At 51.0% G+C, this 17,911-nt stretch carries 12 protein-coding genes; 5 read left to right on the top strand and 7 right to left on the bottom strand.

From position 1 onward, the window contains the following. Nucleotides 1-142 precede the first annotated feature (142 nt). Complete coding sequence (locus tag EC843_RS02990) at nucleotides 143-394, top strand: GlsB/YeaQ/YmgE family stress response membrane protein (protein ID WP_064546149.1); 252 nt, start codon at nucleotides 143-145, stop codon at nucleotides 392-394. 125 nt (nucleotides 395-519) lie between these two features. On the opposite strand, the gene ygjK is transcribed toward EC843_RS02990, so the two are convergent. After that, nucleotides 520-2,892 carry an alpha-glucosidase gene (gene ygjK, locus EC843_RS02985; protein WP_133521578.1) on the bottom strand — a complete coding sequence of 791 codons (2,373 nt, stop codon included), beginning with the start codon at nucleotides 2,890-2,892 and terminating at the stop codon, nucleotides 520-522. 248 nt (nucleotides 2,893-3,140) lie between these two features. On the opposite strand from ygjK, the gene ebgR reads away from it, so the two are divergent. The 4 genes from ebgR (at nucleotide 3,141) to EC843_RS02965 (ending at nucleotide 9,466) form a co-directional block, all read left to right on the top strand. Next, complete coding sequence (ebgR, locus tag EC843_RS02980; RefSeq protein ID WP_064546152.1) at nucleotides 3,141-4,124, top strand: transcriptional regulator EbgR; 984 nt, start codon at nucleotides 3,141-3,143, stop codon at nucleotides 4,122-4,124. Nucleotides 4,125-4,355: 231 nt separating this feature from the next. Further along, nucleotides 4,356-7,430, top strand: a complete 3,075-nt coding sequence (gene ebgA, locus EC843_RS02975) for a beta-galactosidase subunit alpha (protein ID WP_133521577.1) — start codon at nucleotides 4,356-4,358, stop codon at nucleotides 7,428-7,430. After that, on the top strand, nucleotides 7,427-7,879 hold the full coding sequence (locus EC843_RS02970) for a beta-galactosidase subunit beta (RefSeq protein WP_064546156.1): 453 nt from the start codon (nucleotides 7,427-7,429) through the stop codon (nucleotides 7,877-7,879). The genes ebgA and EC843_RS02970 overlap by 4 nt, the downstream gene beginning before the upstream one ends. Nucleotides 7,880-7,975: 96 nt before the next feature. Beyond that, entirely contained in the window at nucleotides 7,976-9,466 is a 1,491-nt protein-coding gene (locus EC843_RS02965) for an amino acid permease (protein WP_064546158.1), read from the top strand. A gap of 54 nt (nucleotides 9,467-9,520) precedes the next feature. Here EC843_RS02965 and EC843_RS02960 read toward each other — a convergent pair whose 3' ends face one another. The 6 genes from EC843_RS02960 to zinT all read right to left on the bottom strand — a co-directional run bounded on the left by EC843_RS02960 (nucleotide 9,521) and on the right by zinT (nucleotide 17,836). Beyond that, complete coding sequence (locus tag EC843_RS02960; RefSeq protein WP_133521576.1) at nucleotides 9,521-11,698, bottom strand: TonB-dependent siderophore receptor; 2,178 nt, start codon at nucleotides 11,696-11,698, stop codon at nucleotides 9,521-9,523. A 258-nt stretch (nucleotides 11,699-11,956) separates the two neighbouring features. Next, a complete protein-coding gene (locus tag EC843_RS02955) occupies nucleotides 11,957-13,651 on the bottom strand; it encodes an alpha,alpha-trehalase (protein WP_133521575.1) in 1,695 nt (564 codons plus the stop codon). A 145-nt stretch (nucleotides 13,652-13,796) separates the two neighbouring features. Continuing rightward, on the bottom strand, nucleotides 13,797-15,182 hold the full coding sequence (locus tag EC843_RS02950) for a protein kinase (protein ID WP_133521574.1): 1,386 nt from the start codon (nucleotides 15,180-15,182) through the stop codon (nucleotides 13,797-13,799). A 39-nt stretch (nucleotides 15,183-15,221) separates the two neighbouring features. After that, entirely contained in the window at nucleotides 15,222-16,175 is a 954-nt protein-coding gene (locus EC843_RS02945; protein ID WP_133521573.1) for a hypothetical protein, read from the bottom strand. A gap of 59 nt (nucleotides 16,176-16,234) precedes the next feature. Further along, the gene (locus EC843_RS02940) at nucleotides 16,235-16,729 is read right to left on the bottom strand and encodes an SH3 domain-containing protein (protein WP_064546168.1); all 495 of its coding nucleotides are present in this window, start codon (nucleotides 16,727-16,729) and stop codon (nucleotides 16,235-16,237) included. Nucleotides 16,730-17,188: 459 nt separating this feature from the next. Further along, complete coding sequence (zinT, locus tag EC843_RS02935; RefSeq protein ID WP_133521572.1) at nucleotides 17,189-17,836, bottom strand: metal-binding protein ZinT; 648 nt, start codon at nucleotides 17,834-17,836, stop codon at nucleotides 17,189-17,191. Between the last annotated feature and the right edge of the window lie 75 nt (nucleotides 17,837-17,911).

Here is a 17,911-nt window from a genome sequence, read left to right as displayed (position 1 = left end):
ACAAATTCAATATGTTGGTGACGTCAGTCACATTTTTCTAACACTTGATTATACTTAGCGTACCGACAAACAGAAGCCGTGGTCATGTTGACGTGGATTCTGACTTGTTACGACCAACACAATAATGAAGAGGACGTTTAACATGGGTATTCTGGCCTGGATTATTTTCGGTTTGATAGCGGGTGTTATTGCAAAACTTCTTATGCCTGGTCGAGACGGTGGTGGTTTTATCCTTACCTGTATTTTAGGGATCATCGGTGCCGTTGTAGGGGGCTGGATAGCGACATTTCTTCATATTGGTGGCAGTGTTACGGGCTTCAACTTACCGAGTTTCCTGGTTGCCGTTGCGGGCGCGATTATTGTGCTAATTATTTACCGCATGGTTCGACGATAATTTGTGCAAATGGTGGATGACGCTGGCGCTTATCCCACCTACAACTACTTTTGTAGGTCGGGTAAGCGTAGCGTCACCCGACAAAAGCTATTCTCAGCGGCCCCATTTCTGGGGCCGTTTCATGTTTACTGTTTTTGCGTAAAGAAGTCGTTGTACAGCATATAAAGATGCGCGGCACTCCATGAGAAGTTAGGTGCGCCTTGTTGTTCACCGGTTAGTGGATTGTAGTTCTCACGAATTGGCCCGTCGGTGATCAGCCCGTTAGCATGCGCAAAGAAGCGATTAGCCATTTCGACCGCATCAGCACGATAACCATAGCGCTCCATTCCTTTCAGCCCGAAGTAGAACTGATCCACCCACACGCGTCCGCGCCAGTAAATATCCGGCCCGAATGCCGGATTGGTGAGGGCTGCGGTGCCCAAAGGCACGTAAGTGTTGAACTCTTTCGGGTCTTTCATCACCTTAACCACGGCGTCAGCATGTGGCTGGGTGGCGGCACCGTTAAATAACGGTGACCAGCCTTCCGGCCCTTTGCCACGTGCGACGATAGGTTTCCCCGCGCAGCCATTTGCCAGCGGTTTATCCTCAATGCGGATGTCGTAATAGAAGCCGGTCGCGTCGTCGAACATACAGGTGTTAATGTAATCAGCCAGTTTTTTGGCGTGACCACGGAATTTCTGCGCATCATCCTTTTTGCCCAGAATATCGGCCATTTCCGCCAGGTAACTACTGTCGCTGTACATGTAGTTGGCCTGATCAACCGACTCCTGGAGCAACGAATAGCCCAGCAAAGTGCCATCTGGCGCGCGGTTTTCCGCGAACAGCACCTGCCAGTCTTCGCGCTTACCGCCTTTATCCAGATAACGCTGCAACTGGTCTGGTTCAATAAAACCAAATACCGCTGCACCATCACGCCCTGATTCCCAGGCTGCCGCCACCTGCGCCGGAATATCGATGCTGTCATACTTTCCGCTGCGTAACACGCGGTTGTAATTCTCCAGACCGACCATTTTTTGCTCTTTGTTGCCGCGTTTCACGGTAAATATCATCTCGCCATTGGCGGTGTTATGCGCTTTGTCGCGAGTCGCGCCGTATTCCGGCACACCGTTGTGGTTATGGTCGCGGTTGCGTAACCACCAGTCATGATAAGCCACCAGATGCGGATACATCTCTTCCAGCCAGGTTTTATCGGCGGTGGTTTTATACACTTCCATCACTGACCAGGCGGCGAGACTTGGCTTGGTATTGCGTTCGTTCCAGTTGCTACCATCGCCCCCGCGCTCTGGGTTGGTGTTATACGCCAGCAGATCCGGCACAAAGCCCACATCCCAGGGGCGCACAGGGTCATCAGCCGGGATTTGCCAGGCAAATACGGCGCGGATGTTATCTTTTGCCACATCCGGGTTGAAATGCGCCATCGCGTAAGCCTGTTTCCATGTGTCCCACGGCCAGGTCTGGTTACCGGAGAACCAACGTCCGGTCACCGATGGCGTCACGGAGTCGAACTTCATCGCTCCGGCAACACCGCGCCAGTTGCCATTGAGCGTCTCAATCGATTTCACTGCAACGCGAGTCTGAGCCGCTGTGGCATCAGGGTTGTTTAACCCTTTCTTTAGATAACCTTCCCAGCGTTGTTCCGAGGCGCTGAGATATGGCTGTGGATGCTGAAGAATATCGGTGATTTTGGCTTGTTCTTTTTGCACTTCCGCCGCATTCAGCAGGTGCGAGTAGGTAGTATAAATAGTGGTGGAACGGGCAATATTCGCCTTTGCCACAAAACTATGCCCGTTGATTTGCGTGCTCATCGGTAGCGTTTTGTGGATTTGGTATTGCGACTCGCCAGACGTCATCAGATTAGAGTCGGAGCGCACTTTACCAAAGCTCACGTTCAGTCCGTCTTGGGTGGCGTGTAGTGTGCGGCCATATGCAGGGAATGCCTGGTCAATCGTCTCGTTTGACTGCGTTTTCTGTTCCTGTAGATGGTATTTTTCCAGCAACTGCCCATCCCACACCAGCTCAAGCGGTGTGTCGGTGGTGATTTCTGTCGCCAGTAAAGAGGTGCGGGAAATGACAAAACGCAGCGTCATTTTTACCGTCACACCTGGTGCGGAGAGCGTTTGAATCAAAGCACCAGGAATGCTGTACGCCTGCATGGTGAACGCCACTTTCTCACCGTTTTTATACACGCTCAGGCGGTCGAAATTATTCGCCATAAAGTTGATGTACTCTTCGGTCAGTAGCGCAGGCCCCGGGAATCCGCCCATACCTTCGCTGTTTGCGGGCAGCAAATGCCCGTGCCACGCACCATCATCAAACAGCGGGTTAAAGCGCTGATGCTCATCAAAATCGTAATCGAGCATCGCTTGCGGCGCGCCGCTGCGGTCAATAACGTTGTGGAACTGATTAGCTTTGAGGGTTGTCGAGTCATGGTCTGTTGACTGACATCCCGACAACGCGAGCAACACCGCCAGTGGGGCAAGTCGAAGTACTGGTTTCATGCCGTTTCCTTACCAATAAAAGAGTGCATCAGAAGTATCGAATGGTTATGCCGTTTGCTTGCATTATTGTTACGGCAGGGTAACGGTAGTTATCTTAGATAATATTTTACTAAAAAATACACTTGAAGCAGCAAAGCGATAGCTGGCTCACAACTTCAGATTGCCGTGAAACAGGTTAAACGAATGGGTATACACGGGTCAGTTATGACATTAAGCTGTTGTTTTCATCAGGTGATTATTGGGGTGTTATGGCTACATTGAAGGAAATTGCTGAGGCGGCTCAGGTCTCTGTGGCGACCGTTTCACGCGTGCTCAATGACGACCCGAGTTTGAGCGTCAAAACACAGACACGGCAAAAAATCCTCGAAGCCGCAGAAAGACTGGAATACAAAGTCCCCAGCGCGAAACGGCAGGCAAGTCAGCGGCTGACGTTTGCGGCACTGTATACCCACGGACAAGAGCTCGAGATTAATGACCCCTATTATCTGGCGATGCGCTATGGCATTGAAACACAATGCGAAAAATTAGGCATTACTCTGGTTTCTTGTTACGACTTTAAAAGCGAACGTCCGGTTGTTGCCGCCGTCGATGGTTTACTAATAATTGGTAAACCTCTGCCAGTTGCCAGGGCATGGCTTGATCAACAAGAACTCCCTCTGGTGTTCCTTGATGGCGTGACTGATGATCCTCGTTTTGATTGCGTTAACGTGGACTTGTACAAAATCAGCCGTAAAGTTATCGATTACTTCATCTCGCGCGGCTATATGCGGATTGGTTTTATTGGTGGCCGCGATGACCCAGCCTATGCCGACCAGCGTGAAGAAGCTTTCGTAGAGTATGGGCGTAGTAAGAAAGTGGTCAGCGCAAAAGATGTTTATTACGGCGACTTTAGCAGCCAGTCTGGCTACCAGTGCGCGTTGAAAATGCTTGCTACATCAGGTGATTACCCGCCAGCGTTATTCGTTGCTACCGACTCCATTGCCATTGGTGTGTTGCGTGCATTGCATGAACACGGGGTTAAAGTCCCGCAGCAAATGGCGTTAATCAGCGTTAACGATATTCCTACCGCACGCTTTGTTTTCCCCGCGTTGTCTACCGTGCGTATCCATTCTGAAACGATGGGTGCCCAGGCGGTAAATCTTTTAATGGAACGCCTGCGTGATGAACGTACTATTCCGCTCTCGGTGTTTGTCCCAAGCTCGTTGCAGTTGCGAGATACTACAACCTCATAAAATCCCCGTCATTCTTCAAGCCGCAGATACGTTGGCTTTCCTCGCTCACCCCAGTCACTTACTTGAGTAAGCTCCTGGGGACTCACTGCGTTGCCGCCTTTCTGCAACTCGAATTATTTAGGGGATTGGCTCTATTATTGTGATCCCCTCGTCATTTAGTAAAATTCGATTTTAAGTTTTAGTAAATATTTACTATTGTTTTCCTCATACACACGTAATGAGGATGTTGGCGTGAATAACTGGGAAAACATAAACAAACAATCTGAGAACCGGCTGCCACCACGCGCCTGGTTTCATCGTTACGCAAGCGAAGCGCAGGCTAAAACGCTTGATCGGCAAGAAAGCCTCGGCTTTATGTTACTTAGCGGGAAATGGACGTTTAACTATTTTGACCATCCTGCAAAAGTGCCTGAAGCGTTTTACCGTCAGGCGATGCCAGAGTGGGGCGAAATTACCGTTCCGGGCATGTGGCAAATGGAAGGTCACGGTCATTTGCAGTATACCGATGAAGGATTCCCTTTCCCGATTGATGTGCCTTTTGTTCCCACCAACAATCCAACCGGTGCCTACCAGCGCCAGTTTTCCCTGACCTCCGAATGGCTACAACGCCAGATCCTCATCAAGTTTGATGGCGTAGAAACCTACTTTGAAGTGTACGTTAACGGCCACTACGTTGGGTTCAGCAAAGGCAGCCGCCTGACGGCAGAGTTCGACATCAGCCCTTACGTGCAAGTCGGTGACAACTTACTCTCGGTTCGCGTCATGCAGTGGGCGGATTCAACCTACATCGAAGACCAGGATATGTGGTGGATGGCGGGGATTTTCCGTGACGTTTACCTGACCGGTCAGCCGAATGTGCATCTGCATGATTTTACGGTCGTCACTGAGTTTGACGAAAACTACTGTGATGCCGAACTCCAGCTTTCCTGTGATGTACGTAACATCGCAACGACACCTGCCGAAGGCTATCAACTACTGGCACAGCTATTTGATGGCGAAAAGTGTATCGCCGAACAGCAACACGATGCGCTGTCTGTCCACAGCGATTTGCGTTGCCAGCTGGTGTTACCGGTCAAACAACCTAAACAGTGGAACGCAGAACAGCCGAATCTCTATTTGCTGCTGCTAACTTTGCGCGATAACCGTGGCGAGATCGTCGAAGTGGTGCCGCAGCAGGTCGGATTCCGCGATATCAAAGTGCGCGACGGCTTGTTTTACGTGAATGGTCGCTACCTGAAACTGCATGGCGTCAACCGCCACGATCATGACCATCAAAAAGGCCGCGCCATTGATATGGCACGCGCCGAGCGCGACATCATTCTGATGAAGCAGCACAACATCAACTCGGTACGCACCGCACACTATCCTAACGACCCGCGCTTTTATGCCTTGTGCGACCAGTACGGGCTGTTTGTAATGGCGGAAACCGACCTGGAAAGCCACGGTTTTGCTAACGTAGGTGATATTAGCCGCATTACCGATGATCCCGCCTGGGAGCAGGCTTACGTCGAACGCATCGAACGCCATGTTCTGGCACAGAAAAATCATCCGTCGGTCATCATTTGGTCATTGGGTAATGAATCCGGCTACGGCTGCAACATCCGCGCGATGACCGCACGTTGTAAGGAGCTGGACCCGACACGCCTGGTGCATTACGAAGAAGATCGCGATGCCGAAGTGGTGGACGTCATCAGCACCATGTATTCCCGCGTCTCAATGATGAATGCCTTTGGCGAGTACCCGCATCCGAAGCCGCGCATTCTGTGCGAATACGCCCATGCGATGGGTAACGGGCCGGGCGGGCTGGCGGAATATCAGGCGGTCATCAATCAACATAAAAGCCTGCAAGGGCATTACATCTGGGAATGGTGCGACCACGGCTTGTTGGTGCACGACGAGCAAGGACGTGAGCGTTATCAGTACGGTGGCGATTACGGCGACTTCCCAAACAACTATAACTTCTGCATGGATGGGCTGATTTATCCCGACCAGCGTCCAGGGCCAGGGCTGCGTGAATATAAGCAGGTTTTGTGTCCGGTTGCGGTGCAGCAAACCGAAAAAGATGATGTGTTGCTGGTGGAAAACCGTTATTGGTTCAGCGCGTTAAACGACATCGAACTCCAGGTCAGTTATCAGCTCGATGGTGAAACCCTCGCGCAACAGACTGTGGCGGCACCTTGTTTACAACCCGGTGAAAAAGAACAATTGCGCCTCAACGCTCCGTCGCTGCCAGCTGGCGAAGTGTTTATTAATGTCGAAGTTTACAAACGTCACGCAACACCATACAGCGAAGCGATGTCTTTGCTCGGCCACTATCAAATCCTGCGCCAGGCGGCAGGCGCGCGTGAAGCGCTGCCAGTGAAACCCTCCCGTTCGCTGCACAGCGAAACGCGCGGGCATCAGCAAATCGTCAGCGGTGCAGATTTTTCCCTGACCTTCTGCCGCCTGACGGGTGAGTTGACTTCATGGCTGGTGAATGGTGAAGAGATTGTCGGTCGCGCACCGCATCTCACCTTCTTCAAGCCGACGATTGATAACCATAAGCAGGAATTTGAAGGGTTGTGGCAGCCGTATCACCTCCACCTGATGCAGCACCATTTCCGCGCAATGCGCCAAACCACGCAAGGTGACGATCTGGTCATTGAAGTGGATAGCGTGATTGCGCCGCCAGTTTTCGATTTTGGCATGCGTTGCACCTACCAGTGGCGGATTACCCCTGCGGGCCATGTGTCGCTTGAACTTTCGGGCACACCTTACGGAAATTATCAGGCGATTATTCCAAAAATTGGCCTCGATTTTGGCATCAGCAAGCGTTTCAGCGAAGTGGAATATTATGGCCGTGGGCCGGGTGAAAACTACGGCGATAGCTGCCAGAACAACCTGATTGGGCATTATCGTCAGCCGGTAGACAGCCTGTTTGAAAACTATCCGTTCCCACAAGATAACGGTAACCGCCAGCAGGTGCGTTGGTTAACTGTTGAAGATGCAAAGGGGAATGGTCTTTTTATTCAGCCGCGTAAACCGATTAACTTCAGTCTCTGGCCGTACAGCGCCGACATGCTGCAGCAGGCGCAACACATCAATGAGCTTGTGGAAAGCGACTATCTGACGCTGAATCTTGATGACCAAACTCTCGGCTTAGGTTCTAACTCCTGGGGTTCAGAAGTGCTGGATTCGTTCCGGGTTTATCTAAAACCGTTTAGCTACGGCTTCACCATGGTGCCATTCAGTCAGTCACAAATGACCCCGGTTGAATTGGCGAAATACGATTTCCAGCAGGCTTCACCAGCGAGGGAAGTGGAATGATTATTTTAAACACCTTAGAAGATTTTAAACGCATCTATCATGCCGGAAAGAAATGGCAACGCTGCATGGAAGCGATTAATAACCGTAATAATATTAAAGCCAATGTTTTTTATTCAATTGGCGATTCGCTGGTCTATCGCCTGGCGGAAGGCAACAGCGAAAATAGCGAATTATTTGAAGGGAATCGCCGTTATTTCGACGTGCATTATTACCTCGCTGGGCAAGAAACCGTTGAAATAGCGGATAAAAGCGACTTAACCCATGAAATGATTTATCGCGACGAAACTGACCGTGAGCATTTACGCGGGCGGGGCGAGGCTTATCGTCTCAAAGCTGGCAATGTGGTTATTTTTGAAAATCATCAGGCGCACCGTTTTTCACATGGCGAGGGCATGAGAAAGGTAATTTTAAAAGTGACGGTTGAGGAAACCTATTTCCTTAATAAATAAGGTGTTAAGCACCGCTTAGTGTCGGATGACGCTGACGTTTATCCGACCTACAAAAAGCAGTTATAAAAAATATACCCTACACAATGTGGAGTTCTCATGGCTTCAACAAACAGAAATACCATTGGCAAGTTTGGCTTATTGGCAATGACATTTGCGGCGGTTTTTAGCTTCAATAACGTCATTAACAATAACGTGCAACTTGGCATTGCATCGGCACCGGTTTTCCTGGTGGCTACGCTTATTTACTTTATTCCGTTCTGTTTAATCATCGCTGAATTTGTCTCGTTAAACCGTAATTCAGAAGCCGGGGTTTACGCCTGGGTAAAAAGTGCACTTGGTGGCCGTTGGGCATTTATCACCGCCTACACCTATTGGTTTGTGAACCTGTTTTTCTTCACCTCGTTATTGCCAAGGGTCATTGCCTACGCCTCGTATGCGTTCCTCGGATATGACTATATTTTCACGCCATTAACCACGGCTATCATCAGTATTATCCTGTTCGCATTCTCCACCTGGATTTCAAACCACGGGGCGAAACTGCTCGGGCCGATGACGTCAGTAACTTCTACGCTGATGTTATTACTCACTTTCTCCTACATTGTGTTGGCAGGTGCTGCGGTCATTGGCGGTGTTGAACCGGCTGACCCAATTAACGTGCAGGCCATTACTCCGCAATTTAGTTGGGCGTTCCTCGGCATTATTGCGTGGATTTTCCAGGCTGCGGGTGGCGCAGAGTCCGTGGCGGTGTACGTCAATGACGTTAAGGGCGGCAGCAAAGCGTTCGTCAAAGTGATCATTCTTTCTGGGCTGTTTATCGGCGTGCTGTATACCGTTTCATCGCTGCTGATTAACGTCTTTGTCCACCAGGCTGATTTGCACTACACCGGTGGCACGGTTCAGGTATTTGGCGGCCTGGCGCAACACTTTGGCCTGCCAGTGATACTGATGAATCGCTTTGTCGGAATTGTTTCGTTCACTGCCATGTTTGGTTCATTGCTGATGTGGACGGCGGCACCGGTCAAAATCTTCTTTACTGAGATCCCGAAAGGTATCTTTGGTGCGAAAACGGTTAGCCTGAACCAGCATGGCGTACCGACTCGCGCGGCCTGGATTCAGTTCTTGATTGTCATTCCGTTGATGCTTATCCCAACTATTGGTTCGGGTAACGTGCAGGAGTTGATGAACACCCTGATTAACATGACGGCGGCGGCGTCAATGTTGCCACCGCTGTTTATCATGCTGGCTTACCTGAACTTGCGCCTGAAATACGATGAAGTGAACCGTGATTTCCGCATGGGTTCACGAATGCAGGGCATCGCTATTGTTAGCGTCTTAATTGTTATTTTCACCGTCGGGTTTATTGCTTCTACCTTCCCGACGGGGGCGAGCATTATGACCATTGTGTTTTATAACGTTGGCGGTCTGGTTATTTTCCTCGGCTATGCCTGGTGGAAATACAACAAATACGAGAAAACCCTCGATGCGAAAGGGCGTTATGAAGCCGATACGCCACTGGCGCAGCTCGCGCTGGAAAAACAGCAGGGTGCAAAGGCTGAAGTGAATATTGCCGGGAGTGTCATTCAGTAAAAGGTCAAATAAATATCGGATGGCGCTTGCGCCATCCGACACCCACTTCACTGATTAAAAATCATATCCCACAGTAGCAATCACAGAACGCTCCGCGCCCCAGTAGCAGTAACCGGTGCCGTAACAACCCGCAACGTAATCACGGCCCGTCAGGTTATTGGCGTTAACTTGCACGAAGGCACCTTTCAGTGACGGCGTCCACGCCCCCATCTCAGCACGCACCATTGCATCAAGCAGCGTTACAGAAGGCACGCGCAGGGTGTTTTCATTGTCCGCCCATTGCTTGCCGATATAGCGAATACCTGAACCCAGGCTAATACCGAAGTCGGCTTTGAACATTCCCCACAGGCTGGCCATCTGATCTGGTGTGACGTATGGCGTGTTGCCATCGTTACCGTCGATGGCATCTTTAAAGCGCACTTTGTTGTAAGTGTATCCGGCAACGGTCGAGAAACGTGGATGCCACTGAGAATGTGCTTCCAGCTCAACACCTTGCGAATGAACTTTACCCGCTGGCTCATAGTAACTGCCCTGAACCACGCGGTTCCCGACATCTTTCTGCGTCAGGTCATACAGGGCGAGGGTGTAGAGATCCGCCGTACCCAGCGGCTGGTATTTCATCCCGGCTTCATACTGTTCAGCGGTGGTCGGTTTCAGCAGCTTGCCTTCGGCATCCGGCAGAACCTGCGGCGTGATGGCCTGGCTGTAGCTGATGTATGGGGATATCCCATTGGTGAATGCGTACAGCAACGATGCGCGGCCACTGAAGTGATCGTCAGTACGGTTATCGGTGACGACGCTATCAATGGCATCTGCCACAATATGGCTCTTGGTCACGATGTGATCGTAACGGCCAGAAAGCGTCATGTGCCATTGATTCCACTGCATATCATCCTGCAGATAGACACCCGTTTGTTCATACTGGCGTTTACCGGCTTTGGTCAGCAGGCCCTGATTGATGGTGGAATACGTGGGATCGCGTGGGTCGTAATAATAGAAACCGCCAGGGCCGCCAGACTCACCCGTCCACGGGTTGAGGTTGGTGGTGTAAGCGGAGTCATCGGACAAATTGTTGGTGAACTTATGGAATTCGCCGCCGAGCACCACTTTGTGATCCAGCTCGCCAGTTGCAAAATCGGCTTCCAGTTGGTTATCCATGGCGTAAGCGTCAAGTGATGAAGTTTCGCCGCTGTAATAACGCATCAGTTCGTCATGCGCCACGTCTGCCCAACCAATCTGGTAAGCCTGTTTCAGGCTGACGTTCGAGTGGGTATAACTGGCGTTGGAGCGGAACGCCCACACATCGTTAAAGCTGTGTGCAAACTCGTAGCTGTAAATTTGCTCGTGGCGTTTGAAAGCGTCATTGCCCGGTTCGACGTCAGAGAAACCGGTGCTGAGTTTGCGCCCGGTGGATGAATAAATACTGCCATCAGCCGGAACCGAGCCGTGGAATCCGCCTGATGGATCTTTTTCCAGATAGGCGCGCAGCAACAGCGAGGTATTTTCGCCGGGTTGCCACAGCAGGGACGGGGAAATCGCATAACGTTCGTCCCGCGTGTTCTCGTACTGAGTGTCGCTGTTTTTGGTTAAACCAATAATCCGATACGCCCATTCTTCGTTAATCGCATTGGTGTAATCAAATGCGCTGCCGTTGGTGTTGTGATTACCGTACATCGCACGAACGTGGCCTTCCTCGACAAATTGCGGGCGCTTTGAGGTTTCCATTACCAGTCCACCTGGTATGGTTTGGCCATAAAGTGCCGACGATGGCCCTTTAATCACATCGATTCGCTCGAGGAACCACGGGTCAACCTGAATCACGTTGTAGCTGCCGCCGTCGCTCATCAGGCGCAGGCCATCGAGGAAGGTATTATTGACGTCGCCGCCGTGGAAACCGCGCAAAGCCACGGTGTCATAACGCGTTGCACCACCGGCAAAGCCGGTAAATACGCCTGGAGTGTAATTTAGCGCGCTATTAACCGAGAGCGCGCCCTGGTCTTCGATTTGTTGGCGGGTAATCACCGAAATCGATTGACCGGTAGTAATCAGCGGCTCATCGGTTTTGGTTGCTCCACGGCTGACCGTTGCGCTGTAACCTTCGGTTGGGCTGGTGGAGGTTTGTGCGGGGGAGGCGGTAACGACGACGGTGTCTTCTGCCAATGCGTAAGTGGGTGCCGCGAGTGCCAGCGCGCAGAGTAAAGCAGAGCGCTTTACTGTAAATGCCAGTTTCATTTAGTTATATTCCCAGGAGGTATTGATTTAGCTATTTGTGCTAATAAATTGAATGCGAATTATTATCGTTATTGTTTTTTGTTTCAAGTGCCAATTTTGGCGGGGGAGTGGGCGCCCTCATCCCGTCCTTCTCCCCCAGGAGAAGGGGAAGGACAAGGCGAAAACAAAACAATCCCCTCTCCTTCGGGAGAGGATGAGGCTGAGAGAGAAACCAGACAATCCCCTCTCCTTCGGGAGAGGGTTAGGGTGAGGGGAAAACTACTTCGCAGAACTAGCAGGCTGAATCGTCTCTTTCACCGGCCCCGGTGTTGCAGAAGGCAATTTGTCCGGTGTGGAATCACACGGTTTCTCTTTGCCACACAGCAAATCGAGCATTTTCAAGGTGACGCCGTTAGTCCAGCCAAATCCATCTTGCAGCGGATATTCACCTCCGCCACCGCCGGTACCCGTGGTGGATACGTCATATTTCTCCACCAGTTTTTGCTCGCGGTTATAGGTTTGCTGCACGTTGGTCATAAAGCGCCAGGTGACTTCCATTGCCAGATCGTTATGGCCGTAATTTTGCAGGCCTTCCGTGGCCACCCACTGCAATGGCGCCCAGCCGTTTGGTGCGTCCCATTGCTGGCCCGTTTTCAGGTTGGTGGTCGCCAGCCCGCCAGTTTTCAGCAATTGCGAACGGGTGATGGCCGCCATTTTTTCAGCGCGATCTTTCGAAGCGGCATGAACATACAGCGGGAATAGCGCGGCAGCGGTCAGTTGCGAACGAGCCGCGTGGTTCTTGAGATCGTAATCCGCATAGAAGCCTTGCTTATCGTTCCACAGATACTTTTCGATGGCTTTTTGACGGGCATCGGCCAGTTGCTGATATTGCGTGGCAGCTGCGCTGTCCTTCGCCACATGGCTTGCTTTCGCGAGGGTCTTTTCCATCTGGAATAGCAGAGCGTTCAAATCAACCGGAACGATAGAGGTGGTACGAATCGAGCCCAGTTGCTGCGGGTTATCCATCCAGCGCGAGCTAAAATCCCAACCCGAAGCCGCAGCTGCGCGTAAATCGCGATAGATTTCCGTCGCCGGGCGGTTGGGGTTGTTCTTCGCGGTGGTCACGTCATCCAGATACGATTCGGCGCGCGGTGTATCGCGATCGTCCCAGTAACGGTTTAGCACCGAGCCATCTTTCAGTTTCACCACCCGCAAGTTTTCAGCGCCTGCTGCCAGCGTATCGCTGCCCTGCATCCACCAGGCATACTCAGCTTTCAACTGCGGTAGATAGGTGGTGTAGGTTTCGTCACCTTTGTGGCTGGCGAGCAGTTCGACCATAAAGGCAAAGAACGGCGGTTGAGAGCGGCTCAGATAGTAGCTGCGGTTGCCGTTAGGAATATGCCCAAAGGTGTCGATTTCATGGGCGAAGTTATCGACCATGTCCTGAACTTTGTCCCAGTGGCCGCTTTCCGCCAGCCCCAGCATGGTGAAGTAACTGTCCCAATAATAGACTTCGCGGAAGCGCCCGCCTGGTACCACATACGGTTTCGGCAACGGTAGCAGCGAATCCCATTTATCGGTGCTGTCAGTGGTGCGCGTCAGCACCGGCCATAAACCGTCGATGTGCTCGCGTAACGTTTGGCCTTTAGGCGGGACATACTTTTTACCTTCTTTTGGCAAGGTAAAGTTAACGTCGACAAAATGGCGTAAATCGAAACTCGATTGATTGCGCTGCATGCGGTAATCCGCAAGGATCATCAACGGATCATTCTTGGGAACCGCATCGGCAAATGTTTTCTGATCGGGGAATAATTTTGCCGTCTGGACATCGGTAAACAGCGGGCCAAGGATGACATCAGGCGGTTGTGGCAGGCTGTCTGCGGCTGAGGCAGGCAAAGTGACGAACGTACAACCGATAGCTATTTGAATCGCAAAAAATAACGTGCGAGGACGGCGCAAAACAGGATTTATCATTAATCGTTCTCCTTTACAGGCTACCGCGGCGAAAGTTTACCGCGATCAACCCTATGAAAACCTTAGCCGAATTTCTGGCTAGTGCTACGGGAGATGTCTCATAATCTGATAAAGCAGATAATTTACCGCCTGGCTAAACGTCCATTTACCCTTGCGGATTGACCAACCATGTCCCCGCTTTTTCAACCGATAACGTCATGCTTCGCGACAGATTTTTATCACGCAACGTAAGCTCATATTGGCCCGCAGGCAGTTGCAGGAAGCCATAGCCATTGGCGCCTGGTGTCACTTTTTCGGCCTTGCCATTAACATCCAGTTGTTCGCCATCATTCATGCGTACATAAATGCGCGCTATCGCGCCATCCGCTACAGGCACCACGCTTTTAGTCCCGGCAGCTTCCGCTTTTTCCGCAACCGGTTTGTCGGTTTTGGCCGTCTGGGTAGTAGAAACAGAAGGGGCGTTGTTATTAAAAATGAAACCGCCAATCGCCACGCCTACCAGTAAACTGGCGGCAATCTGTAGCGGCAATTTGTAGCGTTTTTTGAACGGCGAGAGATGGGTGATTTCCGCATCTTCCACCGCGACCAGCATGGTGCCAGGCTGTTTCAACGGTGCCGCGCCGTTGATACCACTTAACGGCATGTCCGCCAGCGCCGCAAATTCTGCAATAGACTGCGGGCGGTCTTCCGGTTTTAACGCCAGCGCGTTATCCACCGCCTGCAACAGGCTATGGGAATAACCTTCAGGCCGATTTTTTGCCAGCTTCACGCACGGGTCTTGAATGGTGCGGGTAACGCTGGCCGGTGGACAAGTACCGGTGATCAGGGTGTAGAGAATCGCCCCCAGTGCGTAAATATCCGTCCATGGCCCGAGCCGGTTTTCGAGGTCATCAGCATATTGTTCAAGCGGCGCAAAACCTGGATTGAGTGGCGTTTTAATCTCATCGCCATTTTCGGTTTTTCCTGGACGCGGAGCGCCAGCATTCAATAGCAAAGGCGCGCCGTTATCCTGAATTTGAATGCTTCTTAACGACAGGTCACGATGGATAAACCCCTCATCGTGTAATGTTGCCAGCGCTCCGCACAACATCGGCAAGATGCGCCGAATCCAGGCTTCATTAATCACTTCAGGCTGATGCTGATGCAATTCAGCCAGCGTTACGCCGTTGGAGTAGCGTGTCGCCGCATAGGCGGTTTCGTTTTGTGTCCAGAAGCTAAACACTTGCAGCAAATTGGGGTGGTTAAATTGTGCGAGCTGGCGAGCAGACTGCACAAAACGATTCATTCCGACATTAAACGCCTGGCTGTCTTGCTTGCTGCGTAACACCAGCTGCATATTATCGCTGCGTACCGTCAGCGCACGCGGCATAAATTCGCGGATAGTGACCGGGCGCTCAAGCTGGTGGTCCCACGCTTTATACACCACGTTAGTATTGGTGGATTCAGTCACTTGCTGAATTTCAAACTCGTCGAAACGGAAGCCAGGCGGCAGAGCGTCGGGTAGTTCGGAGTTGTAATCTTTATCAGTCATGATGGCCTTACTCTGCTCGAAATCGACGAAAATTCAGGGTTACTTCTGGGAGCGCCATGCGCCAACCGCTGGATCACGCAATTGCGGACGCAGGGAATCAATCAACAACAAGGTGATAGGGGTATCCGGTGCGAGCCACGCCGACCAAACTTTGCGCACAATATTTAAACGCTTCTGGATAGCGGCTTCATCTACTGCCAGTTCGCGTGGTACTTCAACGGCAACCATGCCAGTGGCTTTCCAGCCATTCAGCTCTGAGTGATAAGGCAAAATCATCCAACTCTGCGGAGCATGTTCATTACTGACCACCATCCGCTCGTTATTGAGACTGGTAATCAGCAGGCTGTCAGAACCGGCATCGGCGCTTAATCCGCTGACCGGGAAGCCATGCACAAAGGTCATCACATTGCGTGTTTCGCCTTTAGCGCCGCTCTGAATGATTTCACTGTGGCCATTCAACCAGCCGCCTTTTTCACATTTACCATTTGGGATAAACATCGCTGACGAATTAGCATCACCCTGCCAGAAAGTGCGCAAATGACAGCCGTCTTGCAGCGTAAACTCCTGCCATGGCGTGCGGTCCGCTAACGGTGAGTTTTCTTCGCGAGCGGGTTGGGTGTTGAGTTCGCTGGAAACAACCGGCGCGATAATCACCGTCCAGTCGCTGCTTCTGCTCGCAGTGCCAACCGCGAGTGCTTGACCCTGTGGGTCTTCCATCCGCCAACTGACTATTTGCACCGCGCTACATTGGCTTTCCAGGAGTGTTCCCAGACGTGGCATAAAAACATTGAGCAGCGCCGGATTTTTATCGCCATTGGCGACGATTCGCAGGGGAAGTTCTTGCGCACACCAGCTTTGCGGCGTGTTGTTTTGCACATCGTCAATCCAGACATCCAGCTTTTGCGAAGGAGACTGGACGATACGATAGTTACCAGCCGCCCACACTGAAGTAGATGCCAGCAGTAGCGCCAGACTCGAAAGCCAGAGTTTCATAGAAATCCTTCTTAGCCGAACAGTTTTAAACAACAAGGTATGACGTAAAACGTCGACAGTTAATCAATGATCCAGGTGCCGCTGTTCGCATTCTGGCAGGCTTTGCTACTGCCATCGACCGCAACGCAGGTGGTTTTTTTGGTGGCCTTGCGTGGACGAGGGCGATCTTTTTTCAGCGTTTGTGCATACAGTTCACTTTTCACCAGCGCACGTGCAGGAACATAACCCAACATTTCCTGTTTATCCTGCTGCGCAACGGCCAGCCAATTATTCTCGACTTGCCCCAAAACGGTGTAACTTTGCCCATTATCAAGGGTGCTGACGACTTTTCCGCCGAAGTCCGGTTTGCTCATAATTGACCCTGCATACAGCGCCCTAAAACTTGCGTTGACTGGGGTGAATTCTTTTGGCGCGCTAACCGCATAACGGTGCGTCAATGTGACACCATTGATCTCACTGGTGACGAGAGTGTCGTCCGTCATTTTTGGTGGGGGCGCTTTACAGCCCACAACCGTCGCAACAACAGCAAGGATCAACAGATTTCGCAATTTCATCGTAACGTTCCCTGAAAAAATGGTTCAAACCTGGTCGCCGAGAAGGAGGTGATATGGCGAAGAAGAAGTCCAGGAATCTGAAGAATGATTCACATCAGCAATACATATTAACGTTAATTTTACATCGCCTGATTAACAATTCAATGCTGATGTAACTGATTGACATTATTAAGTGTTAAGCAGGACAAGAAGCACACTGCTAGCGGTGATTCAGCGGGTGAATCATCTTGCTTGACTGGTAGCCTTCAGCATAGATCATAAAACAGGGTTTCAATCCCAGGTTTAAGGATGAAGATGGAAGCGTTATTGCCCGATATCTGCAATTGTATTGCGCAAAGTGCGCCGGAAGCGGTGATGACTCCGGCGCTATGATGACCGATGTTTGAGATTAAGGCGCACATTCACCCTCAGCCAGGACCCGGTAAACCGATGAATGCGCTGAGCAAAATCGATAGCTTTTTAGTGTTCCAGCATCTCGTGGACAATTTGCTTGCTGCTTAATGAGTACTCATAAAACGTCGGCCAGTTGTCCATTTCTTTTAATAATGACTGCTGGGAATCATTACCCATGTAAATATGGAAATGTTCAGATCTGCGCGGACCGATAATATGGTCGCTAAATTGCACATATTTTGGGGCTTTTGACTGGCTATCTTTGCACTCAAACAAATAGCGCACACCTTTTTTGCCAGAGGCGTAATTCAGGATTTTAAAACCAGAGTAGGCGTAGTGGCAGGTGTAGATCGTTTTGCCAGTGTGAAACTCTATAGTGTTGTTTTCGATGCCAATAGTATCGATATCCGTCGCGTAACCTTTCTGATAATACGCTTTGTATTGCGCCACCGTTTTACTGCCATCTTTTTGGGCTTTTTTCGCCATCACCGGATCTAAGTCGCCGTTTAACAGGTAAGGATTCACCGACTGCCACATCCCATCCCAATCGCTGAGGGTGCGGTCCTTGACGTCGTTATCGTCGAAAACTCCGGCGCTGGCTTTCTGTTCAGCTTCAGTTAACGGCTTGCCGTGTGAATGGCTATGCGCCAGTACATGAGCACTACTCAGTAAAATGCCAGCGCCCAGCAGCGCGGCGGAAATGCGTTTAGTCATGAAGTTCTCCAGTGGGTATGTGAATTTATAAAACGTTATAACATAACATTATCGTAATTCAATCACTGCTTTCGC

The organism is Buttiauxella sp. JUb87 (assembly GCF_004361975.1).
GTDB classification, from domain to species: Bacteria; Pseudomonadota; Gammaproteobacteria; order Enterobacterales; family Enterobacteriaceae; genus Buttiauxella; species Buttiauxella ferragutiae.
This window is presented reverse-complemented; position numbering and strand designations above follow the sequence as displayed.